The sequence below is a fragment of the Vogesella indigofera genome, assembly GCF_028548395.1.
Taxonomy (GTDB): domain Bacteria; phylum Pseudomonadota; class Gammaproteobacteria; order Burkholderiales; family Chromobacteriaceae; genus Vogesella; species Vogesella indigofera_A.
The window spans coordinates 549,270-572,423 of sequence record NZ_JAQQLA010000004.1 but is presented as its reverse complement, the minus strand read 5'-3'; the positions used below and the strand labels follow the sequence as shown (position 1 = coordinate 572,423).

General features: G+C 67.3%; 24 protein-coding genes. 17 read left to right on the top strand and 7 right to left on the bottom strand.

Features of this window, described 5'->3' with window-relative positions; translation table 11 throughout:
- Window positions 1-18 precede the first annotated feature (18 nt).
- The 16 genes from PQU89_RS08460 to PQU89_RS08385 all read left to right on the top strand — a co-directional run bounded on the left by PQU89_RS08460 (window position 19) and on the right by PQU89_RS08385 (window position 13,532).
- Window positions 19-1,725, top strand: a complete 1,707-nt coding sequence (locus tag PQU89_RS08460; RefSeq protein ID WP_272765433.1) for a response regulator — start codon at window positions 19-21, stop codon at window positions 1,723-1,725.
- Window positions 1,677-2,558 (top strand): hypothetical protein, encoded by an 882-nt coding sequence (locus PQU89_RS08455; RefSeq protein ID WP_272765432.1) that lies wholly within the window; start codon window positions 1,677-1,679, stop codon window positions 2,556-2,558. Before PQU89_RS08460 ends, PQU89_RS08455 begins: the two co-directional genes overlap by 49 nt.
- A 52-nt stretch (window positions 2,559-2,610) precedes the next feature.
- Entirely contained in the window at window positions 2,611-2,790 is a 180-nt protein-coding gene (locus tag PQU89_RS08450; RefSeq protein ID WP_047966672.1) for a DUF3460 family protein, read from the top strand.
- 64 nt (window positions 2,791-2,854) lie between these two features.
- Window positions 2,855-3,520 carry a class I SAM-dependent methyltransferase gene (locus PQU89_RS08445; protein WP_272765431.1) on the top strand — a complete coding sequence of 222 codons (666 nt, stop codon included), beginning with the start codon at window positions 2,855-2,857 and terminating at the stop codon, window positions 3,518-3,520.
- 103 nt (window positions 3,521-3,623) lie between these two features.
- Complete coding sequence (locus tag PQU89_RS08440) at window positions 3,624-4,028, top strand: ExbD/TolR family protein (RefSeq protein ID WP_272765430.1); 405 nt, start codon at window positions 3,624-3,626, stop codon at window positions 4,026-4,028.
- Window positions 4,028-4,885 carry an energy transducer TonB gene (locus PQU89_RS08435; RefSeq protein WP_272765429.1) on the top strand — a complete coding sequence of 286 codons (858 nt, stop codon included), beginning with the start codon at window positions 4,028-4,030 and terminating at the stop codon, window positions 4,883-4,885. Before PQU89_RS08440 ends, PQU89_RS08435 begins: the two co-directional genes overlap by 1 nt.
- Window positions 4,886-4,889: 4 nt before the next feature.
- The gene (tolB, locus tag PQU89_RS08430) at window positions 4,890-6,188 is read left to right on the top strand and encodes a Tol-Pal system beta propeller repeat protein TolB (RefSeq protein WP_272765428.1); all 1,299 of its coding nucleotides are present in this window, start codon (window positions 4,890-4,892) and stop codon (window positions 6,186-6,188) included.
- Window positions 6,189-6,254: 66 nt separating this feature from the next.
- Window positions 6,255-6,818: an OmpA family protein gene (locus PQU89_RS08425; RefSeq protein ID WP_272765427.1), complete on the top strand. Its 564-nt coding sequence runs from the start codon at window positions 6,255-6,257 to the stop codon at window positions 6,816-6,818.
- Between the two features lie 61 nt (window positions 6,819-6,879).
- Entirely contained in the window at window positions 6,880-7,635 is a 756-nt protein-coding gene (locus tag PQU89_RS08420; protein WP_272765426.1) for a YbgF trimerization domain-containing protein, read from the top strand.
- 307 nt (window positions 7,636-7,942) lie between these two features.
- Window positions 7,943-8,431, top strand: coding sequence for a 5-(carboxyamino)imidazole ribonucleotide mutase (gene purE / locus PQU89_RS08415; RefSeq protein ID WP_047966639.1), 489 nt, complete (start codon window positions 7,943-7,945; stop codon window positions 8,429-8,431).
- A 1-nt stretch (window position 8,432) separates the two neighbouring features.
- A complete protein-coding gene (locus PQU89_RS08410) occupies window positions 8,433-9,563 on the top strand; it encodes a 5-(carboxyamino)imidazole ribonucleotide synthase (protein WP_272765425.1) in 1,131 nt (376 codons plus the stop codon).
- Between the two features lie 53 nt (window positions 9,564-9,616).
- Window positions 9,617-10,480, top strand: a complete 864-nt coding sequence (locus PQU89_RS08405; protein WP_272765424.1) for a phosphoribosylaminoimidazolesuccinocarboxamide synthase — start codon at window positions 9,617-9,619, stop codon at window positions 10,478-10,480.
- A 173-nt stretch (window positions 10,481-10,653) separates the two neighbouring features.
- Window positions 10,654-11,235, top strand: a complete 582-nt coding sequence (locus tag PQU89_RS08400) for a GNAT family N-acetyltransferase (RefSeq protein WP_047966636.1) — start codon at window positions 10,654-10,656, stop codon at window positions 11,233-11,235.
- Between the two features lie 91 nt (window positions 11,236-11,326).
- Window positions 11,327-12,259, top strand: a complete 933-nt coding sequence (locus PQU89_RS08395; RefSeq protein ID WP_272765423.1) for a sodium-dependent bicarbonate transport family permease — start codon at window positions 11,327-11,329, stop codon at window positions 12,257-12,259.
- A gap of 10 nt (window positions 12,260-12,269) precedes the next feature.
- Window positions 12,270-12,572, top strand: coding sequence for a P-II family nitrogen regulator (locus PQU89_RS08390; RefSeq protein WP_189373371.1), 303 nt, complete (start codon window positions 12,270-12,272; stop codon window positions 12,570-12,572).
- Window positions 12,573-12,593: 21 nt separating this feature from the next.
- Window positions 12,594-13,532, top strand: a complete 939-nt coding sequence (locus tag PQU89_RS08385) for an alpha/beta hydrolase (RefSeq protein ID WP_272765422.1) — start codon at window positions 12,594-12,596, stop codon at window positions 13,530-13,532.
- Between the two features lie 117 nt (window positions 13,533-13,649).
- On the opposite strand, the gene PQU89_RS08380 is transcribed toward PQU89_RS08385, so the two are convergent.
- The 5 genes from PQU89_RS08380 to PQU89_RS08360 form a co-directional block, all read right to left on the bottom strand.
- On the bottom strand, window positions 13,650-14,033 hold the full coding sequence (locus PQU89_RS08380) for a diacylglycerol kinase (RefSeq protein WP_047966633.1): 384 nt from the start codon (window positions 14,031-14,033) through the stop codon (window positions 13,650-13,652).
- Complete coding sequence (locus PQU89_RS08375; protein ID WP_272765421.1) at window positions 14,030-15,049, bottom strand: FAD:protein FMN transferase; 1,020 nt, start codon at window positions 15,047-15,049, stop codon at window positions 14,030-14,032. The genes PQU89_RS08380 and PQU89_RS08375 overlap by 4 nt, the downstream gene beginning before the upstream one ends.
- A gap of 47 nt (window positions 15,050-15,096) precedes the next feature.
- Window positions 15,097-16,050 (bottom strand): glutathione synthase, encoded by a 954-nt coding sequence (gene gshB, locus PQU89_RS08370; protein ID WP_272765420.1) that lies wholly within the window; start codon window positions 16,048-16,050, stop codon window positions 15,097-15,099.
- Window positions 16,051-16,057: 7 nt separating this feature from the next.
- A complete protein-coding gene (gene gshA / locus PQU89_RS08365; RefSeq protein ID WP_272765419.1) occupies window positions 16,058-17,341 on the bottom strand; it encodes a glutamate--cysteine ligase in 1,284 nt (427 codons plus the stop codon).
- 172 nt (window positions 17,342-17,513) lie between these two features.
- Complete coding sequence (locus tag PQU89_RS08360; RefSeq protein ID WP_272765418.1) at window positions 17,514-18,458, bottom strand: carbohydrate kinase family protein; 945 nt, start codon at window positions 18,456-18,458, stop codon at window positions 17,514-17,516.
- A 123-nt stretch (window positions 18,459-18,581) separates the two neighbouring features.
- Between PQU89_RS08360 and PQU89_RS08355 the strand changes: the two genes are divergently transcribed.
- Window positions 18,582-19,070, top strand: coding sequence for a TlpA disulfide reductase family protein (locus PQU89_RS08355; RefSeq protein ID WP_272765417.1), 489 nt, complete (start codon window positions 18,582-18,584; stop codon window positions 19,068-19,070).
- A 58-nt stretch (window positions 19,071-19,128) separates the two neighbouring features.
- Here the strand turns inward: PQU89_RS08355 and PQU89_RS08350 are convergent, their stop codons facing one another.
- Window positions 19,129-22,281: a bifunctional diguanylate cyclase/phosphodiesterase gene (locus PQU89_RS08350; protein ID WP_272765416.1), complete on the bottom strand. Its 3,153-nt coding sequence runs from the start codon at window positions 22,279-22,281 to the stop codon at window positions 19,129-19,131.
- The gene (locus PQU89_RS08345; RefSeq protein WP_272765415.1) at window positions 22,281-23,102 is read right to left on the bottom strand and encodes a phosphate/phosphite/phosphonate ABC transporter substrate-binding protein; all 822 of its coding nucleotides are present in this window, start codon (window positions 23,100-23,102) and stop codon (window positions 22,281-22,283) included. The genes PQU89_RS08350 and PQU89_RS08345 overlap by 1 nt, the downstream gene beginning before the upstream one ends.
- Window positions 23,103-23,154 lie beyond the last annotated feature (52 nt).

Sequence of the window (23,154 nt, the reverse complement as noted above, 5' to 3'; positions counted from 1 at the left end):
CAAAGGGGAATTCAGACCATGAGCGAGCAGCCGATCCACTCCTCGACCTTCAACGCCATCACCAGCGTGCAGAAAAGCCGGCACCACAAGGAATACAACAATCCTTACGCCAAGAAGCAGTTCCTGATCGTCGACAGCGTGCCGGAGATGCAGCGCGCGCTGGCGATGACGCTGGCGTCGTTCGGCGCCGAGAAGGTGGAGTACGCCGGCAAGGCCGGTGACGCGCTGGTGAAGCTGATGCGCTACGACTTCGACGTGGTGCTGTGCGATTTCGACCTCGGCAGCGGCAACGACGGCCTGTACCTGCTGGAGGAGGCGAAGGAACGCAACCTGCTGAAGCAGTCCTGCGTGTTCATGATCGTCAGCGGCGAGCGCCGCGCGGCCAAGGTGATCTCCGCCGCCGAGCTGGTGCCGGACGACTACCTGCTGAAGCCGTTCACCGGCGAGGTGCTGGCCGAGCGGCTGGAGCGCGCGATGCGCCGCCGCGACGCCTTCCGCTTCGTCGACGAGGCGCTGATGAACCACGAATACCTGGCCGCCATCGACGCCTGCAACAAGAAGATCGGCGAGCGCAGCGAGTTCACCCTCGACTTCATGAAGCTGAAGGGCAGTCTGAGCCTGAAGATCGGCGACTACGACAGCGCGCGCGCGCTGTACGAGCAGGTGCTGAAGATCCGCGAGCTGCCGTGGGCGCAGCTGGGGATGGCCAAGTCGCTGGCCTCGCTGAAGCAGGTGGAGCCGGCGCTGGCGATGTTCCACCACATCGTGATGGAAAACGAGCACGTGATGGAGGCCTACGACTGGCTGGCGCGGCTGTACCAGGGCAACCACGAGCTGGCGCAGGCGCAGCAGGTGCTCAAGCGCGCCACCGAGCTGTCGCCGGCGACGGTGCGCCGCCACAAGGCGCTGGCCGAGGTGGCGCTGGAAAACGGCGACCTGGCGCAGGCGAAGGACGCCTACGGCACCACGCTGGAATTGTCCAAGGCCAGCTGGCACCGCAACCCGGTGCTGTACGCGACGCTGGCGCGCACGCAGCTGGCCTGCGGCGAGAAGGGGGAGGCGATGAAGACGCTGGCCTCGCTGCGCCGCGACTACAAGTACAAGCCGGAAGGCGAGTGGATGGCCGACGTGCTCGACAGCCAGATCCAGCAGCACAGCGGCAACAAGCAGCAGGCGGAAAAGCTGCTGCAGTCCGCCGCCGAGCGCCTGCCGCAGCTGGACAAGCTGTCGGCCGAGGAAAAGATGGAGTTCGCGCGTACCTGTTACGCGCAGGGGCAGAAGGCGATGGGCGATGGCGTCGCCAGCCAGCTGATCCGCAACAACCACGACAACGAGCTGCTGCTGCAGAGGCTGTCGACCATGTTCGACCAGCTGGGCATGGCCGACGCCGGCGCCGACCTGATCATGCACAACGTGCAGGGCATGGTCGACCTCAACAACAAGGCGGTGCGCGAGGCACAGGCCGGCGAGCACGACAAGGCGATCGCCATGTTCCAGCAGGCATTGCAGGAGATGCCGGACAGCATCCAGCTGATGCTGAACCTGGTCAACGCCGTGATCGCCCAGGTACACCTCAAGGGCTGGCATGAGAGCCATGTGCGCCAGGCCTACGACTACCTGCAGAAGGTGCGGCAGGTGGCGCCGACCAACAACAAGCTGCAGAAGCTGATGCAGGCGTGGCGGCTGCTGATCGAGCAGCACGACAAGCGGGAGTTCCTGCTCTGAGCGCGCCGCTGGCCAGGGTTGGCCGCAGCGTACAGCTGGCGCTGCTGCTGCTGGGCTGGCTGGCGCTGGTGCTCAGCAGCGGCTTCCTGGCGCTGGAAGCCAGCCGCGCCGATGCCGAGCAGGCGCTCCAGCGGCAGGCGCAGCAGCAGTCGGCGCTGTTGACGCGCGATCTGCTGCAGCTGCACCAGCACCTGCTGGAGCTGGCGCAGCAGTTCGCCACCACCCCCGGCGATCAGATCCCGGCGTGGCAGGCGGGCATGGTGTTGCAGCGCTTTCCGGCGCTGGAGCGGGTGGCGCTGTTGCGCGACAGCGAGGACGGCCTGCTGGTGACGCAGGTGGTGCCGCTGCGCCTCGGTGCCGGCGTGGTGCCGTGGCAGGATCTGGCACGGCAGCCGGCGGTGGCGGCCAACCTTGGCCGCCTGCGCCAGGGCCAGCCGCAGGTGCAGATGCTGCAGGGCGAGGGCGAGCAGGCGCAGCTGCTGAGCATCTATCCGCTGGCGCGCGCCAGCGACAAGCGTTTCATCGCGCTGTGGCTGCGGCCGCAGCGCTGGCTGCCGGCGCTGGCGGAACCGGATGCCGGCCGCGCGCTGCAGCTGATGGGGGATCCGCATCCGGCGGTGGCGTGGCCGGCGATGCTGCAGGTGCGCGAGGTGGTGATCGTCGGCGAACAGCGCTACTGGCTCAGCCTGCAGCGGCCGCTGCGCGGCAGCGATTTCCGTATTTCGCTGTGGTTGCCGCTGCTGCTGGTGTGGCTGCTGCTGCTGGGACTACTGCTGGTCGGCGCGGTTTTCCGCGGGCGGCTGGCGCGCGGTCTTTCCCTCGCCGACAGCTGAAAGCGGCGCGGTTTTGCAGTACAATCGGACCATCATTTTCCGGGGTCATACCATGTACCAGTCCGAATTCACCCAATTCATGAACGATTTCCTGGCGAAAAACCCGCAGGTAGAGAGCGAACGCCGCGAGCTGCGCCTGACCTGGTGGGATCGCAAGCTGGATCTGGAGGACCTGCGTCGCTGGAACGCGTCCAAGGTGCCGCAAAAGCCGTACGTGTACCAGCCGGACTGAGCATTACGCCCGCCGTATCGCCGACCAACGCCCGCAAGGGCGTTGTGCTTTTCTGGAGTAAAGCATGACCCGCACGACCATCGCCGTTGACGACCAGCTGGCCGCCTACCTGCTGCAGATCGGCGTCACCGAGCACCCGGTGCAGACCGCGCTGCGCGAGTTCACCGCCACCCACCGCATGGCCAAGATGCAGATTTCCCCGGAACAGGGACAGTTCCTCGTCTGGCTGGTCAAGCTGCTCGGTGTGCGCCGCTATCTGGAGATCGGCGTGTTCACCGGCTACAGCGCGCTGACCGTGGCGCTGGCCATGGGCGAGCAGGGCCGTACCGTGGCTTGCGACATGAGCGTCGAATTCACCACCATCGCCCGCGACTACTGGCGCCAGGCCGGGGTCGAGGACAGCATCGCGCTCTACGTGCAGCCGGCGGTGCAGACATTGCAGATGCTGCTGGACGACGGCCAGGCCGGCAGCTTCGACCTCGCCTTCATCGATGCCGACAAGACCAGCTACCCGCAGTACTATGAAGCCTGCCTGCAGCTGGTGCGCCCCGGCGGCGTGATCGCGGTCGACAATATTTTCCTGAACGGTCGTGTGGTCAGTCCCAAGCCGGGTGACCCGCCGGCAGTGCGGGCGATGCAGGCCTTCAATGCCAGCCTGAAGCACGACCCGCGGGTGGTGATGTCGGTGCTGCCGATCGGCGACGGCATGACCCTGCTTACCCGCCGCTGATGCCTGCGTCGCGGAACTGTTGCCGTGCCGCGGCGGTCTGTTGTTACCCGTTTCTCCGGCGGCCCGCCGTGCCGGCCGCCCCTTCTAGCCACAGGAATGCCCGATGCTGCAGCGACGCCCGCGCCGAATGATGAACCAGATGAACGTCGTGCCCTATATCGACGTGATGCTGGTGCTGCTGGTGATCTTCATGGTGACGGCGCCGATGTTCACCCCCGGCGTGATCGAGGTACCCAGCGTCACCCGCGCGGCGCAGGTGGACAGCACGCCGCTGGAAATCAGCATCGAGGCCGACGGCCGCTACCTGCTGGGCGAGGGCGGCAAGCGCGAGCCTGCGGCCAACCTTGACGCGCTGATCGCCGAGGTCAAGGCGCGGCTGCGCGACAATCGCCCGGTGGTGGTCACCGCGCACCGCGATCTCAAGTACAGCGACGTGGTGAAGGTGGCCGACCGCCTGCACCAGGCCGGCATCACCCGCGTCGCGCTGACGGTACGGCAGGGCAACTGATGTCGCCGCAGACGGGCGCCATCGGTTACGGCGCGTGGGGCATGTCGCTGCTGCTGCATCTGGTGCTGCTGCTGCCGCTGTGGTGGCTGTATGCGCCGGCGCCGGTGTACACGCCGCCACCGCTGGCGGTGGAATTGTGGGCCGGCGGTGCGCCGGCGGCGCCGACCCAGACGCCGAAAGTGCGTGCCGCCCCGCCGGCCGCGACGGTGGCGGAGGCCGCCACCCCCTTGCTGGCCGATGCCGACATCAAGCTGAAGGCCAGCCGCCCGCTGCAGCAGCACAAGGCACCGCCGCCGCCGGTGGCCGCGGAAAAACCGCTGCCCAAGCCTGCGGAAAAAGTGCCGGAGAAAGTGCCAGAAAAGGTGACGGCCAAGGCCGCCAAAGCGGTGCCTGAGCCGGCCAAGACCAGCGTGCCCGCCGCCAAACCGTCCGCCAAGGCGAGCGCCAGGCCGGCGCCAAGCGCGGATAACGACCTGCTGGCCGAGCTGGACCTGCCGCCCGGCCCCGGCAACGCCAAGCAGAGCCAGCGCGGCGGCCAGGGCGGTGTCGTCGGCGGCAGCAGCAATGGCGTGGCCGACGCCAAGGCGCTGTACGCGCAGACATTGAGCAACCGCGTGCGCCCCTACGTGACTATCCCCGACGGGCTGAAAGGCAACCCGGAGGTGGTGCTGCAGATCGAGATCCTGCCGTCGCTGGAAGTGCGCCAGATCCGCCTGCTGCGCAGCAGCGGCAACCCGCAGTACGATGAGGCGGTGCAGGCCGCCGTGCGCGAGATGCGCCGCTTCCCGCCGCTGCCCAAGGGCGCGGCGTTCGCCGACTACCGGCGCGTGACCATGTCTTTCCGTCCTAAGGAGTAATGCCTTGTCCGCCACCGTCTCCGGCTTCTGGCCGCGCCTGTTTGCCCTGTTGCTGCTGAGTATGACCGTTGCGGCCAACCTTGCCCGCGCCGACCTCAGCGTGGAAGTGATCGGTGGCGGCAGCAACCGCTACCCGGTGGCGATCGTGCCGCTGCAGGGCGAGAGCCTGCTGCCGGAGGCGATCACCGCGACGGTGAAGAGCGATCTGGCGATGACCGGCGCCTTCAGCCTGCTGGAGACGGGTGTCGGCGACGCGCTGGCGGCACCGGCGCAGCTGAACGCGGCGGCGTGGCAGCAGCGCGGCGCGCGCGCGGTGGTGTACGGCAAGCTGGTCAGCCTCGGCGGCGATCGGGTGCGGCTGACGTTCTGGGCCGACACCGTCAGCCCGCGCGAGCAGAAGCTGAGCGCGGAATTCGATCTGGCGCCGGAGCAGCTGCGCGACATGGCGCACCGCATGGCGGACATGGTGTACGAGGCGCTGCTGGGCGAGAAGAGCCTGTTCTCCAGCCGCATCGCCTACATCACCCAGAGCGGCAAGGAGTACCGGCTGCAGATCGCCGACATGGACGGCCGCCGCGCGCAGACGGTACTGCGCTCGCGCCAGCCCATCATGTCGCCGGCGTGGAGCCCGGACGGCACGCGCCTGGCCTACGTTTCCTTCGAGCAGCAAAAGCCGGTGATCTACGTGCAGGATCTGGTCAGCGGCCAGCGTCGCGTGCTGGCCAATTTCCGCGGCAGCAACTCGGCGCCGGTGTGGAGCCCGGACGGGCGGCGGCTGGCGGTGGTGCTGACCACCAGCGGCAACTCGCAGGTGTACCTGATCAATGCCGACGGCGGCGGCGTGCAGCGTTTTTCCTATAGCGACGCCATCGACACCGAGCCGGCGTTCAGCCCGGACGGCCGCCAGATCGTGTTCGTGTCCGACCGCAGCGGCAGCCCGCAGCTGTACGTGCAGGCGCTGGACGGCGGCCGCAACGCCCGCCGCGTCACCTTCGAGGGGAACTATAACGTGTCGCCGACGTTCTCTCCGGATGGGCGCCAGATCGCCTACGTCCGGCGCGAGGGCGGCCGTTTCAAGGTGATGCTGCTCGATCTGGCCAGCGGCGACAACCGCCTGATCAGCAATAGCGCCTTCGACGAATCGCCAAGCTTCGCCCCCAACGGCAAGATGGTGCTGTACGCCAGCGAGGAGGGTGGCCGCAGCGTGCTGTACGCCGCCGCCACCGCCTATCCCGGCCGCGTGCGGCTGGGCACCCTCGGCGGCCAGGTGCAGGATCCGGCCTGGGGGCCATTCAATCCTTGATGCGGTGCCGGCGGTACGCGCATCATGTTGCCAGTTAATCCATCCCATCCGATGCAGGAGAGCCGAATGAAGAAATCACCGTTTATCGTCGCCATCGCGGCGGCGCTGCTGGCCGCGTGTGCCAGCACCCCGGCGCCGGTCGTCAGCAATCCGCCGGCCACCACCGTGCCGAGCGCGCCTAGCGTGGCCACCGTCGATGTCACCGGCAGCGAGCCGGTGCTGCAGGGCGGCAAGGTCAGTGCCGCGCAACTGGCGGCGGCGGTGAAGGCGGCGCCGGACCAGCGCAGCGCGCAGGCGCTGCTCAACGGCCACAGCGTGTACTTCGACTTCGACCAGTCGGTGGTGAAGGATGACCAGCGCGGCGTGGTGGAAGGCAATGCCGCCTTCCTCAACCGCTTCAGCAGCAAGGTGCTGGTGCAGGGCAATACCGACTCCCGCGGCAGCCGCGAGTACAACCTGGCGCTGGGCCAGCGCCGTGCCGAAAGCGTGAAGCAGTCGCTGGAAGTGCTGGGCGTGAAGCCGGCGCAGATCGAGGCGGTCAGCTTCGGCAAGGAAAAACCGCGTGCCGAGGGTGACAGCGAAGCGGCCAACGCCGAAAACCGCCGCGCCGACTTCGTCTACCCGCAGTAATGTGTTGACCCGGTTGCGGGATGGCGACACGCCGTCCCGCGCTGTTTTTCAGGATGCCACCATGAGCTTGCCCCGCCTGTTGCCCGTCGCCGCCCTCAGCCTGCTGCTGGGCGCCTGTGCCACCACCAGCGATATCGAACAGACCCGCCGCGAACTGGACGCAGCCAAGCAGCAGACCAGCGCGCGGCTGACCGAGGTCGAGTCGCGGCTGTCCAACGAGCGGCTGCTGGATCTGGTCAAGGAAGTGGCCTCCCTGCGCAGCGAAATGGCGGCACTGCGCGGCCAGAACGAGATGCTGCAGCACCAGCAGGGCGAAACGCTGAAACGGCAGAACGACCTGTACGCCGACCTCGACCTGCGCTTGGGCAAGCTGGAACAATCTGCCAGCAGCCCGGCGGCGAGCGGCGAGGCGGAGACTGCCGCGGCCCCGGCGGCGCCACTGGTCAGCCCGGCGCAGGACGCGCTGAACAAGGCGCTGGCGACGCTGCGTAACCGCGAGTTTGCCCGCGCGGTGCCGGAGCTGAAGGCGGTGATGGACAAGTTTCCGGCCAACAGCGAGGCGCAGGAAGCCAGCTACTGGCTGGGCGTGGCGCACACCTACCTGAAGCAGTACGACGCCGCCATCGACATCCACCGCCGCTTTGCCGAGCAGTATCCGGCGCACGTGCGGGCGCCGGAGGCGCTGCGGCTGATGGCGGAAAACCAGATCGAGCTGCAGCAGAAGGACCAGGCCAAGGTCACCCTGCGCAAGCTGATCAAGCTGTACCCGAACAGTGCGGCGGCGACGAAGGCGCGCGAGCGGCTGGCAAAACTGTAGGAACCTGTTCACGATCTGCTGCGACTGGTCTCTAATGGGGCGATACGACGTTAAAAACGACTTCGGCATGCTTGGTCTCTGGATCAACTCCGCTTCCTCAGCCGTTTTCGCCTTGTCTCGCGTGAGCGCGCGAGATCGTGAACACGTTCTAACGCGGCGGCCTGTCGGCGCGCCGAAAACGTCAAAAGCGGCCATTGGCCGCTTTTTTTGTGGCGCCGGCGCTGGTGCGCTCTGCAAGTCAGCTCGGCAAGCCCTTGCCGAATCAGGTAAAATCGCGTTTTTCCCCTCCTTGATGGAACCCGCCTCCATGATCGAAGTTGGCATCGTGATGGGTAGCAACAGCGACTGGGAAGTCATGCAGAACGCCGCGCGCGTGCTGAAGGACTTCGGTGTCGCGTTCGAAACCCGCGTCGTCTCCGCGCACCGCACTCCCGACCTGCTGTTCCAGTACGCCGAAGAAGCCGAAGCGCGTGGCCTGAAGGCCATCATCGCCGGCGCCGGCGGTGCCGCGCACCTGCCGGGCATGCTGGCCGCCAAGACCCACGTTCCGGTGCTGGGTGTACCGGTGCCGTCCAAATACCTGCGCGGCGAAGACTCGCTGCTGTCCATCGTGCAGATGCCGAAGGGCATTCCGGTGGCCACCTTCGCCATCGGTGAAGCCGGTGCCGCCAATGCCGCGCTGTTCGCGGTGGCGATGCTGGGCAATGCGCAGCCGGAACTGGCCGCCAAGCTGAAGGCCTTCCGCAAGCAGCAGGAACAGACCGTGCTGGCGATGAGCCTGCCGGAGGTGGACTGACATGGCGGCCATCCTGCCCCCGGCGATGCTGGGCATACTCGGCGGCGGCCAGCTCGGCCGCATGTTCGTCTCCGCCGCCAAGCGCATGGGCTACCGCGTCACCGTGCTGGACCCGGACGCCAACGCGCCGGCCGCCGACTTTGCCGACGTGCACCTGTGCGCGCCGTTCAATGACGCCGCCGCGCTGCAAACGTTGGCCGCAAGCTGTGTCGCGGTGACCACCGAATTCGAGAACGTCAACGCCGACGCCATGCGCGCGCTGGCGAAAACCACGCGCGTGTCGCCGTCCGGCGACTGCGTGGCCATCGCCCAGGACCGCATCGCCGAGAAGAGCTGGATCAACAAGGCCGGCCTGCCGACCGCACCGTATCTGGCCATCGAAAGCGTCGCCGACATCCAGGTCGAGCTGGCGCCCTACCTGCCGGGCATCCTCAAGACCGCGCGTCTCGGTTACGACGGCAAGGGCCAGGTGCGGGTCAAGACCGCCGACGAAGCCCGCGCCGCCTACGCCGACCTCGGCGGCCAGGCCTGCGTGCTGGAAAAGATGCTGGACCTGAAGCTGGAAGTGTCCGCCATCGTCACCCGCACCAGCAGCGCCCAGGTGGCGGTGTTCCCGGTGTCGGAGAACATCCACAAGAACGGCATTCTCGACGAATCGATCGTGCCGGCGCGCATCAGCCCGACCCTGGCCGCACAGGCTCAGGATTACGCGGTGAAGCTGGCCGAAGCGCTGGACTACGTCGGCGTGCTGGCGGTGGAGTTCTTCGTGCTCGCCGACGACAGCCTGGTGGTCAACGAGATCGCGCCGCGGCCGCACAACTCCGGCCACTACACCATCGACGCTTGCGTCACCGACCAGTACCAGCAGCAGGTGCGCGCCATGTGCGGCCTGTTGCCTGGCCGTACCGAGTTGCTGTCGCCGGTGGTGATGGTCAACCTGCTGGGCGACGTGTGGCGCGAGGACGGCGGCGAGCCGCTGTGGGACGTGCTGATGGAGGCACCGAACGCCCACCTGCACCTGTACGGCAAGAAAGAGGCGCGTGCCGGTCGCAAGATGGGGCACTTCACCGTGCTCGCGGCCAACGTCGACGACGCGCTGGACCAGGCGCGCGCGCTGAAGGATACGTTGTAAGAATCCAGGCGACGCCCACAAGGCGTCGCCGTTTGCTTTGTGAAGGAAGTTTCATGACCCAACTGACCAGCCTGAAGAAAATCTATTCCGGCAAGGTGCGCGATCTGTACGAGATCGACGACAAGCGCATGCTGATGATCGCCTCCGACCGCCTGTCGGCGTTCGACGTGATCCTGGACGACCCGATTCCGGGCAAGGGCCAGATCCTGACCGCGATCTCCAACTTCTGGTTCGAGACGCTGAAGGACGTGGTGCCCAACCACCTGACCGGCGACAAGCCGGAAGACGTGGTGTCGGCGGCAGACCTGCCGCTGGTGGCCGGCCGCGGCGTGGTGGCCAAGCGCCTGAAGCCGGTGATGATCGAGGCGGTGGTGCGCGGCTATCTGGCTGGCTCCGGCTGGAAGGAATACCAGAAGTCCGGCACCGTGTGTGGCATCGCGCTGCCGGCCGGGCTGAAGGAATCCAGCAAGCTGCCACAGCCGATCTTCACGCCGTCGACCAAGGCGGCGGTGGGCGATCACGACGAGAACATCACCTTCGCGCAGTGCGAGGCCATCGTCGGCGCCGAGCTGGCAGCCAAGGTGCGCGACACCGCCATCCTGCTGTACCAGACCGCGTCCGAATTCGCGGCCAAGCGCGGCATCATCATCTGCGACACCAAGTTCGAGTTCGGCCTCGACGAAGACGGCACCCTGACGCTGATGGACGAGGCGCTGACGCCGGACTCCAGCCGCTTCTGGCCGGCCGACAGCTACGCCGAAGGCACCAATCCGCCGTCGTTCGACAAGCAGTTCGTGCGCGACTGGCTGGAAGCCTCCGGCTGGAACAAGCAGGCGCCGGCACCGGCGGTACCGCTGGACGTGCGCGAGAAGACCGCCGCCAAGTACCGCGAAGCGCTGGAAAAACTGACCGGCTAAGGCTGGCATACCGCCGCTTGCCGCCGAACGCCCGTACCCCCCCCGGTACGGGCGTTTGCCTATGCCGCTTGCGCCACGGATGCGGGGTGGCGCCGGCAATGGCATACTGACGCACTTTCGGCGGCCTGCGGCCAACCTTGTTCCCCATTCCTTGCGTTTTCCGGAGTACTGACATGCCAACCACCCAGCCATCGCTCAGCACCGCACGTCTGCACCTGTTGCCGGCGGAAAGTGCGTGGGCGCGTGCCATGCTGGATTACCAGGTGCGCAACCGCGAGCATTTCGCGCCATGGGACCCGACCCCGGGCGGGATGTTCTACACCGAGCTGTTCTGGGCGATGCGCATGCGCCAGCGCGAGATGGACTGGAAGGAAAGCCGCGGCGCGCTGTTCCTGGTGATGCCGGAGAAGGAAGCCGGCCGCGTGATCGGCACCGTCAGCCTGTCCAATATCAGCCGCGGCGTGTTCCAGGGCTGCCATCTGGGCTACAACATCGATCACGCGCACCAGGGCCAGGGCCTGATGCGCGAGGCGGTGGAGGCGGTGATCGCCTTTGCCTTCGGCACGCTGAAGCTGCACCGGGTGCAGGCCAACTACCAGCCGGAAAACGAGCGCAGCGCCGCGCTGCTGAAGCGGCTGGGCTTCCAGATCGAGGGCCACGCCCGCGACTACCTATTCCTCAACGGTGCCTGGCGCGACCACGTGCTGACCGCGCTGATCAACCGCAACTACGACCACACCCCGCTGCAGGCCTGAGCGCCGGCACGAAACTTCCCTTTCTTTGCCTTGTCCAGCTGACGCCGCCGTCAGCCGGACGGCAGGATCACGAGCCAATGAAAGGAGTGAGATGACACTGGATCCGGTTGTACTGTTTTTCCTGTTGGGGCTGTTCGCGGCCCTGGCGCGTTCCGAACTGAAGCTGCCGCCGGCGCTGTACGAGACGCTGTCGGTGTTCCTGCTGCTGGCCATCGGCCTGAAGGGCGGTGTGGCGCTGGCGAAAACCGGCAGCCCACAGGTATTGCTGCAGGTGTTGCTGGTGATCCTGCTGGGCACGCTGCTGACGCTGCTCGCCTTCGGCATCCTGCGCTGGCGCCTGAACCGTGCCGATGCGGCGGCCACCGCTGCCCATTACGGTTCGGTCAGCGTGGTGACCTTCGCGGTCGCCGCCAGCTTCCTCGCGCGGCAGGGCATCGAGGCCGAGCCGCAGCTGACACTGTACCTGGCGGTGATGGAGATGCCGGCGCTGGTGGTCGGGGTGTTGCTGGCGCGGCTGGGCGACGGGCAGCAGCTGCGCTGGGGGCAGCTGGCGCACGAGGTGTTCCTCGGCAAGAGCATGGTGCTGTTGCTCGGTGGGCTGGTGATAGGCTGGCTGGCCGGGCCGACGGGCATCGGCAGCCTGTCGCCGCTGTACGTCGACCTGTTCAAGCCGGTGCTGTCGCTGTTCCTGCTGGAGATGGGGCTGCTGACGGCGGCCAAGCTCGGCGGCTTGCGGCGCCAGGGTGGCTTCGTGGTGCTGTTCGGGCTGCTGGTGCCGCTCGGCTTTGCCTGCATCGGGCTTGGCAGCGCCTACGCGATGGGACTGTCGGCGGGTGGAGCCTTGCTGCTGGCGACCCTGTGCGCCTCGTCTTCCTACATCGCCGCCCCGGCCGCGATGCGTATTGCGGTGCCCGAGGCCAATCCGGCGCTGTCGCTGGCGGCCAGCCTGGGGGTGACCTTTCCGTTCAACCTGCTGTTCGGTATCCCTTTGTACTGGATGCTGACACAATGGCTGTATGCCTGAGGAGCGTGCGATGACCTTTCATGCCAAGAAACTGTTGACCATCGTCACCGAAGCGGTGCTGGAAGCGCCGCTGGTGAAAGTGCTGCAGCAGCTCGGTGCCCACGGCTATACCGTCAGCGATGCCCGTGGTGGCGGTAGCCACGGCGTGCAGGGCGGCGGTTGGTCGTTCGAGGGCAATATCCGCGTCGACGTGGTGTGCGATGCGGCGGTGGCGGAGGCGATCGCCGCGCACTGCCAGCAGGCCTATCTGCCGCACTACGGCCTGATCCTCTACGTGTCCGATGTCGGTGTGCTGCGTGCCGACAAGTTCTGATCCTGTCTTGCAGGGGGTGCGATGAAGCCTTTCCAGCTGACGGCCAGCGATGGCCACGTGATCCACGGTGTGTCATGGCCGACGCAGCAGGCGCCGCGCGGCGTGCTGGTGATTGCCCACGGCATGAGCGAGCACGCCGAACGCTACGACGTGCTGGCCGGGCGGCTGGCGGCCGCCGGTTACTGGGTCTACGCCCACAACCACCGTGGCCACGGCCGCGAGGCGCCGCTGCCGGGCTGGTTCGCCGCGCACGACGGCTGGTCGCTGGTGGTCGACGACCTGCGCGAGGTGGTCGATCACGCCGCGGCGGCGCATCCGCAGACACCGCTGGTGCTGTACGGCCACAGCATGGGCAGCTTCGTGGCGCGCGCCTTTTTCCTGCGCTACGGCCAGCGCCTGTCCGGCATGGTGCTGTCCGCCACCGGCTATCGTCAGCGGGTGCTGGCCCGGCTGATGCGCGGCGTGGCAAGGTTGGCCGCAAGGCTGGGCGGCGCCACCAGTCCCAGCCGGCTGATGACGGCGCTGGTGTTCGGCAGCTTCAATCTCGGTTTCATGCCGACGCGCACCACGCTGGACTGGCTGTCGCGCGATGTGGCGCAGGTGGACGCCTATCTCGCCGATCCGCTGTGCGGCCAGTTTCCGACGCCGCAGCTGTGGATAGACCTGTTCGGCGGCATCATCGCGCTGGAGCGGGGCGAGGCCGCCGCGCGCGGCCTGCACGATTGCCCGGTGTGGCTGCAGGCCGGCAGCCGCGATCCGGTCAGCCTCGGCAAGTTCGGCCTCGGCCAGCTGGCGCGACGCTACCGCAAGGCCGGGCTGCACGACGTGACGGTGACGGTGTATCCCGGCGCCCGCCACGAGATGCACCACGAGACCAACCGCGCCGAGTTCGAGGCCGACCTGCTGGCCTGGCTCAACCGCGTCTGCCGTTCAGGGCGCGTTCACGATCTCGCGAGCTAGAGCGAGACAAGGCGAAAATGGCTGAGGAAGCGGCGTTTAGCTGGATGTAAACACGCATGCTGAAGCCGTACTCACCGAGTAACGTTTCACAAAGCGCAGCAGATCGTGAGCAGGTTCTCAGCCAAATAGCACCAGTCCCCAGACCAGCAGCAGGTTGACGAGGCCCAGCAGCTGCGCGGCGCTGCCCATGTCCTTGGCGCGCTTGGCCAGCGGGTGGCGTTCCAGCGAGGTGTGGTCCACCGCCGCCTCGATCGCGGAATTGAGCAGCTCGATGATCAGCGTGGCGATGGAGCTGGCCACCAGCAGTGCGCGTGCCAGCGGTGTGGCGTCGACCACGAACAGCGCCAGCGGCACCAGCAGCAGCGCCAGCAGCGACAGCTGGCGGAAGGCGTCCTCGTGGCGGAAGGCGGCGCGCAGGCCGTCCAGCGAGTAGCCGAAGGCGTTCAGCAGGCGGCGCAGGCCGGTCTTGCCCTTGAACGGGCTTTCTTGATGCGGTGTCATCCGTTTCCTGTTTCGGTAATGCTGTCCGGCGCCACGCGCCAGTGCAGCCGTGCGGCCAGCGCGGGGTTCAGCCACGCGCGGCCCTGTCCGTCGATCAGCAGCCAGCCGGCCACGCCCAGCGAGCGCGCGTGGCGTGCGGCCAACCCCGGCCCGTCCAGATACAGCGGTTTGCTGGCGACGTCGGAGCGCAACCCGGCATCGCTTGCCGGCGCGATCAGCACCGTCGCCGACTGCAAGCGGCAGTCGCTGTTGCCGTCGCGCGGGTCGATCAGGTGGCAATGGCGGCGGCCGTCGCGCAGCACATAGCGCTGATAGTCGCCGGAGGTGCCGATCGCCTCGCCGTCGTGCAGCGGCAGCGTCGCCATCGCCTCGTTGCGGCGTGGGTGGCGGATGCCGACCTGCCACGGCGTGCCGTCGGCTTTCTGCCCCAGCGCCATGATATTGCCGCCAATATTAAGTAACGCTGAACGGATGCCGGCGGCCTGCAATTGCCGCCGCGCGCGATCCAGCGCCCAGCCCTTGGCCATGCCGCCGACGTCGACCTGTAGCGTGCGCTTGTCGCTGCGCACCTCGCCGTCGGCGCTGATGCGCAGGTCGCGCAGCCGCGGCCGGCTCGCCACCACGCTCTGCAGCGCGGTCATGTCGATGGCCGTGCTCGCCGGCGTGTCCTGGTGAAAGCCCCACAGCGCCACCAGCCGGCCGATCGCCGGCGAGAACAGCCCGTCGCTGCGTGCCTCCAGCGCCTGTCCGCTGCGCAGCAGTTCCAGCAGCTCCGGCGACGGCCGGTACGGCTGGCCGTTAGCTATGGCGCGGTTCAGACGGCCGGCGTTGCTGTCCGGCTGCCACGGGTGCAGCAGCCGGTGCAGGCGGTCCAGCTCGGCCAGCACCGCGGCGGCGGCCTGTTGCGCCTGCTGCGGCGTGGCGGCGTTGAGCTTCAGCTCGACACGGGTACCGAACACGTAGCTTTCCTGCTGCCACGGCGGTGGTGGTTCGCTGCAGGCGGCAAGGCCGGACATGACAAGGGCGGCCAGCGCCGCCCTTGTGGTGAAGCAGGTTGGCCGCATCAGCGCCGTTCCGTCACCGCGCGTTCCAGCGCATCGATGAACAGGCCGGCGACATCGATGTCGCTGTGGTTCATGATTTCACGGAAACATGTCGGGCTGGTGACGTTGACCTCGGTCAGGTAGTTGCCGATCACGTCCAGCCCGGCCAGCAGGATGCCGCGCCGTTTCAGCTCCGGCGCCAGACCCTCGGCGATCTCGCGGTCGCGCGCGCTCAGCGGCCGTACTTCGCCGCGGCCGCCGGCGGCGAGGTTGCCGCGGTTGTCACCGCCCTGCGGGATGCGCGCCAGGCAGTAGTCGACCGGCACGCCGTCGATCACCAGGATGCGCTTGTCGCCGTCGCGGATTTCCGGGATGTAGCGCTGCGCCATGATGGTGCGCTTGCCCTGTTCGGACAGGGTTTCGATGATCACGTTCAGGTTCGGGTCATCCGGCCGCGCGCGGAAGATGCTGCTGCCGCCCATGCCGTCCAGCGGCTTGAGGATGGCGTCTTGGTGCTGGCGCACGAAGGCCAGCAGCCGCGACGGCTGCGAGGTGACCAGCGTCGGCGCGGTGAACTCGGCAAAGTTGAGGATGGCCAGCTTCTCGTTGAAGTCGCGCAGCGCCTGGCCCTTGTTGAACACGCGCGCGCCCTCGGCCTCGGCCAGCGTCAGCAGCTGGGTGGCGTACAGGTATTCGAGGTCGAACGGCGGGTCCTTGCGCATCACCACCGCGCTGAACGCGTTCAGCGGCAGGCGCTGGCCGTCGCTGGCGCGGAACCAGTCCTTGCCGTCCTTGCCGGTGAGGCTGACGCTGACGACGTCGGCCTGGATGCGACCACCCTCGATGGCGATGTCGCGCGCCTCGCAGAAGTAGATCGCGTGCTGGCGTGCCGCCGCCGCTTCCATCATCGCGAAGGTGCTGTCTTTCTTGATCTTGAAGCCGGCCAGCGGGTCGGCAATGAACAGGATTTTCATACGGGCCTCACTCGGCGTCAGGGTCGGTATCTTCCAGCTCCAGCGCGGCGGCCAGCATTGCCAGCCGTGCGATCACGCCGTAGGCGTAGAAGCGGTTGGGGGCGTCGTTCGGTGCCGCCTTGTGGTCGGGCAGGCAGTGCTGTTCGAACGACAGCGGCACGAACTGCATGCCGGGGGCGTTGAGGTTTTCGTCGATGCCGCGCCCGGTGTGCACGCGGTAGAAGCCGCCGATCACGTAGCGGTCCATCATGTACACCACCGGCTCGGCGACACCGTCGTTGACGCATTCGAAGGTGTACACACCTTCCTGCACGATGACTTCGGAAACTTCCAGCCCTTCCTTCACCACCGCCATCTTGTTGCGCGCCTTGCGGTTGAGGCCGCGCACCTCGTCGCCGCTCTTCACGCTCATGATGCCCATACCGTAGGTGCCGGCGTCGGCCTTCACGATCACGTACGGCTCGTGGCTGATGCCGTATTCACGGTACTTGACGCGGATTTTTTCCAGCATCTGTTCCACCAGCTCGGCCAACTGGTCCTCGCCCTGGCGCGACTGGAAGTCGAGGCCCTTGGCGGCGAAGAAGTAGGGGTTGATCAGCCACGGGTCGATCGACAGCATCTGCGCGAAGTCGGCGACGACCTTGTCGTAGGCGGCAAAGTGGTTGGTCTTGCGCCGCACCGCCCAGCCGGCGTGCAGCGGCGGCAGCAGGTTCTGTTCGATGTTCTTCAGAATGTCGGGCAGGCCGGCGGAGAGGTCGTTGTTGAGCAACACGATGCAGGGACTGAAGCCGTCGGCCAGCACCACGCGGTTGCCGCGCCGCTCCAGCGGCTCGATGGTGATGATGTCGCCACCCGCGGCAGTCAGCTGCGTCGGCGCGGTGATTTCCGGATTCAGCGAGCCCAGGCGCACCTTCAGCCCGGCCTGCTCGAAGATGTGTACCAGGGCCGCCACGTTCTGCAGGTAGTAGGTGTTGCGGGTGTGGTTTTCCGGGATCAGCAGGATGCTCTTCGCCTCTGGACAGGCGCGTTCCACCGCGCTCTGCGCCGCCTGTACCGCCAGCGGCAGGAATTCCGGATTCAGGTTGTTGAAACCGCCGGGAAAGAGGTTCATGTCCACCGGTGCCAGCTTGAAACCGCTGTTGCGCAGGTCAACCGAGCCGTAGAACGGGGCGGCGTGGTTGTTCCACTGCTTGCGGAACCAGTGCTCGATGTGCGGCTGTGCCGCCAGGATGCGGCTTTCCAGTTCCAGTAACGGTCCGGTGAGTGCCGTGGTCAGGTGCGGTACAGTCATGAATCCCTCTCTTGCCCGTCAATCGATGAGTGTCAGTTTAACTGCAGGATGGTGGGGTCGCGACAGGGCTTATTCAAGTCAAAATGCAAACAGGCCGGCAAATGCCGTCGCCTGCGGCAGTTGCCGGCCTGCCATCGCGCGATGGTCGCCAGTCGGATTCAGCGCGGGCGGCTTACAGCGGCCACGGTTCGTTATAGGCCTGCTGGTACAGCGCGCGCAGTTTTTCCCAGTCGAAAAAGTGGTTCTGCGGGCCGTGGCTGGTGACCTTGATCGCGCCGATGACATTGGCGAGGCGGCCGGTGGTTTTCCAGTCCAGCCCCTGCCGGATGCCGTACAGCAGGCCGGCGCGGAAGGCGTCGCCGCAGCCCATCGGGTCGAGCGGCTTGATCGGCATCTGTACCCGCGGAATCAGGTGGATGGTGTCGTCGGCGTAGATCTCGGCACCCTTGGAGCCGCGGGTGACGATCAGTGCCTCGACCTTGCCGGCTAGCACCTCCACCGGCAGCCCGGCGCGTTCGCGCATCAGTTCGCTCTCGTAGTCGTTGATGGCGACATAGCTGGCCAGCTCCACGATCTCGTTCAGCTCGTCGCGCGACAGCAGTGGCAGCTCCTGGCCGGGGTCGAAGATGAACGGGATGCCGGCCGCGTGCAGCTCGCGGGTGTGCTGCAGGAAGGCAGCGTGGCCGCCAGGCGATACAATCGCCACTTCGATGCGCTCCGGCACGTCGGCGATGTGGTTGACGGTGGCGTGGTCCATGGCGCCGGGATGGAAGGCCATCAACTGGTTGCCATCCTTGTCGGCGATGCCGAAGCACTGCGAGGTGTACTGGCCGCGGATGGTGCGGATGAAGCGGTCGTCGACACCGGCGCGCTTCAGGTGCTGGCGGTAGGGCTCGAAGTCTTCGCCCACCGCGCCCATCACCAGCGGCGTCTCGCCGAGCAGGCACAGGCTGTAGGCGATGTTGCCGGCCGGGCCGCCAAACTCGCGGCGCATGGTCGGCACCTTGAAGGTGGTCGAGATCTTGTGCAGCTGATCGGGCAGAATATGGTTATCGAAGCGGTCTTCGAAATTGAACAGCGTGTCGTAGGCTAGCGCCCCGCAAACGAGAATGGACATGGCCCGTGCGTCAACAGAAGGGGAATCGACCATTCTATCACGAAGCCGCGGCCGTGCCGCGGTGAACTGTGGCGTACTGGTGGCGATCTAACGCCATCTGACGCATTACTCCGGAATAAACTGATGTCTGTAAAAACCATGCTTTCGCGCCGCCTGCTGTTGGGCGGCCTGTTGCTGATGCCGCTGTGCGCCGTGGCCGGCGGCCTGCTGGACAGCGCCGTGCTGACCGAGCTAGGCGGCAAGCCGGCCAGCTTTGCCCGCTACCAGGGCAAGACCACGGTGGTGAACTTCTGGGCCACCTGGTGTGCACCGTGTCGCAAGGAGATGCCGCTGCTGTCGGCGCTGGCGCCAAGGTTGGCCGCACGCCAGGTGCGCTTCGTCGGCATCGCGCTGGACCAGCCGGGCGAGGTGGCGGCCTACCTGAAGCAGCTGCCGGTCAGCTATCCGGTGCTGATGAGCGACGGCGAGGGCATCGCACTGATGCGCGCGCTGGGCAACCGCAGCGGCGGGTTGCCGTTTACCGTGGTGCTGGACGAGCAGGGGCGGCCGCTGGCACGCATCGCCGGGCTGGTGAGCGAGGCGGAGCTGATGAAGGCGCTGCCGCTGCGCTGACGGCGTTGCGGCCAACCCTGGGTCAATGACGCTGAGCGACGCGCGCTGACGCCGCCGCTCAGATCATCACTTCGGCGGCGCTTTTTACTGCGGCCGCGGCGGTCGCCGGCGCATCCAGCAGCTGGCGCACCTGCTGCTGCAATTCGTCGCGCAGTTGCTGCAGCTGGCGCACGGTCTGCTCGTCGGCGTCCTGCAGCTCGAACTGGCGCCAGGTCAGCACCCGCTCGTTGAGGGTGTACAGCTGCTGGTGCAGCTGGCCGATGCGGCGGTACAGCGGGTGCTGGCCGAAGTAGGCGCTGCCGGCACCGTGATACCAGTTGTCGAAATCGCGGTAGCTGTTGCCGTGCTCCTGCTGCGGCAGCTCGCGCGCGCCTTGCTGCAGCCAGTCGATCAGGCGGTTGCTGGCCTGGCGGTGCGCCAGTTCCAGGTTGAACAGCTTGGTGTCGTCGCCGGTCCAGCGCCGTTTGCTGGCCAGCTGCCAGGCGGCGGCGCCCTGCCACTGCTGCGCCCAGCCGAGCAGCGCGTCCGCCGGCATCGGCCTCGCGATGCCGAAACCCTGCGCGTGGTCGCAGCCGATGTGCAGCAGCAGGCTGCCGTGCTCGATGCTTTCCACGCCCTCGGCCACGACCGAGCGGCTGAACGCCTCCGACAGCCCGATGATGCCCTGCACGATGGCGAGGTCGTCGCCGTCCTCGTGCATGTCGCGGATGAAGGACTGGTCGATCTTCAGCTTGCCGGCCGGCAGCCGCTTCAGGTACAGCAGCGAGGAGTAGCCGGTGCCGAAGTCGTCGAGCGAGAACTCCACCCCCAGCTCGCGGCAGGTGGTCATCAGCGCGCCGACGCGGGTGATGTCCTTCAGCGCGGTGCTTTCCAGTACCTCGATTTCCAGCATCCCGGCCGGCAGCTCCGGGTATTCCGCCAGCAGCGCCGCCAGCCGTTCGGCGAAGTTGTCCTGCTGCAGGTGGTAGGCGGAGATGTTGACGCTGACCGGCAGCGTCATGCCCTGCGCCTGCCAGAAGCGCATCTGCGCCAGCGCGCTGCGCAGCACCCATTCGCCGAGTGCGATGTCCAGCGCGCTGCCTTCGGCGTCGTCGAGGAAGTGGGCCGGTGTCAGCAGGCCCTTTTCCGGATGCTGCCAGCGCATCAGCGCCTCGGCGCCGACCACGCTGCCGTCACGCATATTGACCTTGGGCTGATAGAACAGGCACAGCTCGCCTTGCTGCAGCGCTTGCGCCAGCCGCCCCAGCCCTTCCTGGCGGAAGCGGCTCTGGCGGTCGTGCTCGGCGTCGAAGATCTGGTAGCCGTTGCGCCCCTTTTCCTTGGCCTGGTACATCGCCTGGTCGGCGTGGCGCAGCAGGGTGTCCGGGTCCTGCTCGTCCTGCGGATACAGCGTGACGCCGATGCTGGCCGAGATCTCGATGTGGATGTCGCCCAGCAGTACCGGATGGGCGACGGTGTCCAGCACCCGTTGCAGGCTGTGGCGGCAGGTCTGCAGGTCGGGCAGGCCGGACAGCAGCAGCACGAACTCGTCACCGCCCAGCCGCGCCAGGGTGTCGCCGCCCTGCAGCGTGTGCTGCAGCCGCTCGGCGACCTGCACCAGCAGGCGGTCGCCGACCTCGTGACCGTAGCGGTCGTTGACCGCCTTGAAACCGTCCAGATCCATGAAGCAGATCGCCAGCCAGTGGCCGCTGTGCTGCGCCTGGGCGATGGCCACCTTCATGCGGTCGGCCAGCAGCACGCGGTTGGGCAGGTGGGTGAGCGGGTCGTGGTGCGCCATCTGCGCCAGCCGGTTTTCCTGCGCCTTCATCACCGTGATGTCGGCGAACACCGCGATGTAGTGGCGCACATTGCCGGACTGGTCGTGGATCACCGACACCGACAGCAGCAGCGGAGCCACCTCGCCATCCTTGCGCCGGTTCCAGATCTCGCCCTGCCAGTGGCCGCTGCTTTGCAGCTTGTCGCGCATGGCGAGGTAGAACACCGAATCGTGCCGTGCCGACTGCAGCTTGCGCGGGGTATGGCCGATCAGCTCGTCGCGCTCGTAGCCGGTGATGCTGCAGCAGGCGCGGTTGACGTCCAGCAGCCGGCCACGGGCATCGGCAATGATGATGCCGTCGTGGGAGTGCTTGAACACGCCGGCCAGCAGCCGCAGCCGCTCTTCGGCACGGGTCTGCTCGGTGATGTCGTTCCAGGCGCCGATGATGCCGGCGATGTCGCCGTGGTCGTTGTAGAACACGTCCTTGGACAGGATCACCTCGCGGCGCTGCTGGCGCTGGGTGACGATGCTGGCCTGGTAGTCGAGGTGCGGCTGGCCGGCAAGCAGCTCGGCGTCGTGCAGGCAGTGCACCGCGGCGATGTCGGCCGGCCACAGCTCGGCTGGGGTCTTGCCGCGGATGTCGATGCGGCCGTAGCCGGTGACGCGGGTGAAGGCGGCGTTGCAGCCGAGGAAGCGCCCCTGCGCGTCCTTGTAGAACATCGGGATCGGGATCGCCATCAGCAGCATGTCGGCAAAGCGCTGGCTCTTGGCCCAGTGCTCGTCGGCGGACTGCACCGCCGCCGCCATGCGGTTGAAGGCGGCGCCGAGGCGGCCGATCTCGTCGTGGCGGCTTTCCGGCGCCCGTGTCAGCAGCTTGCCTTGCCCCAGTGCCTCGGCGGCGAGGGACAGGTATTGCAGTCGCCGGCTCAGCCACAGCGTGACCCAGATCATCCAGCCAGTGGCGAGGATGATGCCGGCGACGATCAGTGGCCCGGTGCGCTGCGCGAGACCGCTGAGCATGCGGCTGGATTCGCTCTGCCGCAGGCCGGCTTGGATCTGGCCCTGGCTGATCTTGAAGCGGGTATCGAAGATGTCGTCGTCGCTGTCCGGCAGCGAGCGATCCACTTGCGGCTGCAGGCCGTCGGCGAGGCCGGCACGGGCCAGCTCCTTGCCGCTGGAGTCGCGGATGATCAGGTAGGCGATGTCGCCGCCGTGGGTCAGCTCGCTGGCGATTTCCTGCAGCGTGATGAAGTCGCGCTCCAGCAACGGCGCGATCAGCGCGGCCTGCAGCTCGCTGTGCAGGCTGCGGGTGCGCAGCTGCGCCTGCGCCACTGCGGTGTCCTGCAGCACGCGCACGCTCTGCCAGGCGATACCGGCAAAGACCAGCAGCTGGATCAGCAGCAGCACCGGAATGATGGCCCATTTCAGCGAACGGGGGCGCAGCGGCAGACGCATTATCGCAGCAGCCCTTTCAGGTCCCGGACGAACGGATCCAGCGCGCGCATGTCCTGCTCGCTGACCGGGCGCAGGCCGCCGTGCTTGAGGTCGCGGCTGAAGGCGCGTCCCTGCGGCGTGTCGTTGGCAAAGACCAGCAGCTGTTGCTGCAGCCGTGCCAGCCGCGCGTCGCCGAGACGCTTGTGGCCGAGGTACAGCTGCGGCGTGGTGTGCGGCAGGCGGGCCAGGATGCGGATCTTGCTGCTGATGTCGCCGCCGAACTGGTGCAGCGCGCTGACCGAGATAATGGCGGCCGCCGACTCGCCGCTCAGCAGCGCCGCCAGCGAATTGGCGTGGCTGCCGGTGGGGTGGATGACAAGGTGCTGGCCGGGGCTGAAGCCGGCCTGGCTCAGGTAGCGCTGTGCCGCCAGGGTCAGGTTGGCGAGGCGGTCGCTGGTCGACACCGTCTGGCCGCGCAGCTGCGCCAGCTCGCGGATGCCGTCACGGCGGGTGACCAGCAGCGGCTCCAGATCGGCCAGCGGTCGCGCCAGCGGCTGGTAGTCCTGCTCCTGCTGCGCCAGGCGGCCGAAGTAGGGCGAGGTGGCGATGATGTCGTAGCGCCCCTGGCGCGTGCGCTCGAGGAAAAAACTGTAGTCGGCGGCGCTTTCCAGCGTCACCGGCTGCTGCAGGCTGCGTTCCAGCTCGGCGCGCAGCGGCTCGTACAGCGTGGCCAGCTTGCGGGCCGACATATAGGGCACCACGCCCAGCACCAGCGAGGCGGCGTGCGCGCTTGCCAGCAGGCACAGCCACAGCAGGCCGGCGGTCAGTAGGTTCTTGGCCATCCATCCAGTCTCGTTATCGTTGGGTCGGCATGGCGCGGTGCGGCATGGACAC

What these genes read in the sequence shown, in the direction of transcription:
- PQU89_RS08460 (WP_272765433.1), top strand. Translation starts at nt 19, where the DNA reads ATGAGCGAGCAGCCGATCCACTCCTCGACCTTCAACGCCATCACCAGC.
- PQU89_RS08450 (WP_047966672.1), top strand. Translation starts at nt 2,611, where the DNA reads ATGTACCAGTCCGAATTCACCCAATTCATGAACGATTTCCTGGCGAAA.
- PQU89_RS08445 (WP_272765431.1), top strand. Translation starts at nt 2,855, where the DNA reads ATGACCCGCACGACCATCGCCGTTGACGACCAGCTGGCCGCCTACCTG.
- PQU89_RS08440 (WP_272765430.1), top strand. Translation starts at nt 3,624, where the DNA reads ATGCTGCAGCGACGCCCGCGCCGAATGATGAACCAGATGAACGTCGTG.
- PQU89_RS08435 (WP_272765429.1), top strand. Translation starts at nt 4,028, where the DNA reads ATGTCGCCGCAGACGGGCGCCATCGGTTACGGCGCGTGGGGCATGTCG.
- PQU89_RS08425 (WP_272765427.1), top strand. Translation starts at nt 6,255, where the DNA reads ATGAAGAAATCACCGTTTATCGTCGCCATCGCGGCGGCGCTGCTGGCC.
- PQU89_RS08420 (WP_272765426.1), top strand. Translation starts at nt 6,880, where the DNA reads ATGAGCTTGCCCCGCCTGTTGCCCGTCGCCGCCCTCAGCCTGCTGCTG.
- purE (WP_047966639.1), top strand. Translation starts at nt 7,943, where the DNA reads ATGATCGAAGTTGGCATCGTGATGGGTAGCAACAGCGACTGGGAAGTC.
- PQU89_RS08410 (WP_272765425.1), top strand. Translation starts at nt 8,433, where the DNA reads ATGGCGGCCATCCTGCCCCCGGCGATGCTGGGCATACTCGGCGGCGGC.
- PQU89_RS08405 (WP_272765424.1), top strand. Translation starts at nt 9,617, where the DNA reads ATGACCCAACTGACCAGCCTGAAGAAAATCTATTCCGGCAAGGTGCGC.
- PQU89_RS08400 (WP_047966636.1), top strand. Translation starts at nt 10,654, where the DNA reads ATGCCAACCACCCAGCCATCGCTCAGCACCGCACGTCTGCACCTGTTG.
- PQU89_RS08395 (WP_272765423.1), top strand. Translation starts at nt 11,327, where the DNA reads ATGACACTGGATCCGGTTGTACTGTTTTTCCTGTTGGGGCTGTTCGCG.
- PQU89_RS08390 (WP_189373371.1), top strand. Translation starts at nt 12,270, where the DNA reads ATGACCTTTCATGCCAAGAAACTGTTGACCATCGTCACCGAAGCGGTG.
- PQU89_RS08385 (WP_272765422.1), top strand. Translation starts at nt 12,594, where the DNA reads ATGAAGCCTTTCCAGCTGACGGCCAGCGATGGCCACGTGATCCACGGT.
- PQU89_RS08380 (WP_047966633.1), bottom strand. Translation starts at nt 14,033, where the DNA reads ATGACACCGCATCAAGAAAGCCCGTTCAAGGGCAAGACCGGCCTGCGC.
- PQU89_RS08375 (WP_272765421.1), bottom strand. Translation starts at nt 15,049, where the DNA reads ATGTCCGGCCTTGCCGCCTGCAGCGAACCACCACCGCCGTGGCAGCAG.
- gshB (WP_272765420.1), bottom strand. Translation starts at nt 16,050, where the DNA reads ATGAAAATCCTGTTCATTGCCGACCCGCTGGCCGGCTTCAAGATCAAG.
- gshA (WP_272765419.1), bottom strand. Translation starts at nt 17,341, where the DNA reads ATGACTGTACCGCACCTGACCACGGCACTCACCGGACCGTTACTGGAA.
- PQU89_RS08360 (WP_272765418.1), bottom strand. Translation starts at nt 18,458, where the DNA reads ATGTCCATTCTCGTTTGCGGGGCGCTAGCCTACGACACGCTGTTCAAT.
- PQU89_RS08355 (WP_272765417.1), top strand. Translation starts at nt 18,582, where the DNA reads ATGTCTGTAAAAACCATGCTTTCGCGCCGCCTGCTGTTGGGCGGCCTG.
- PQU89_RS08350 (WP_272765416.1), bottom strand. Translation starts at nt 22,281, where the DNA reads ATGCGTCTGCCGCTGCGCCCCCGTTCGCTGAAATGGGCCATCATTCCG.
- PQU89_RS08345 (WP_272765415.1), bottom strand. Translation starts at nt 23,102, where the DNA reads ATGGCCAAGAACCTACTGACCGCCGGCCTGCTGTGGCTGTGCCTGCTG.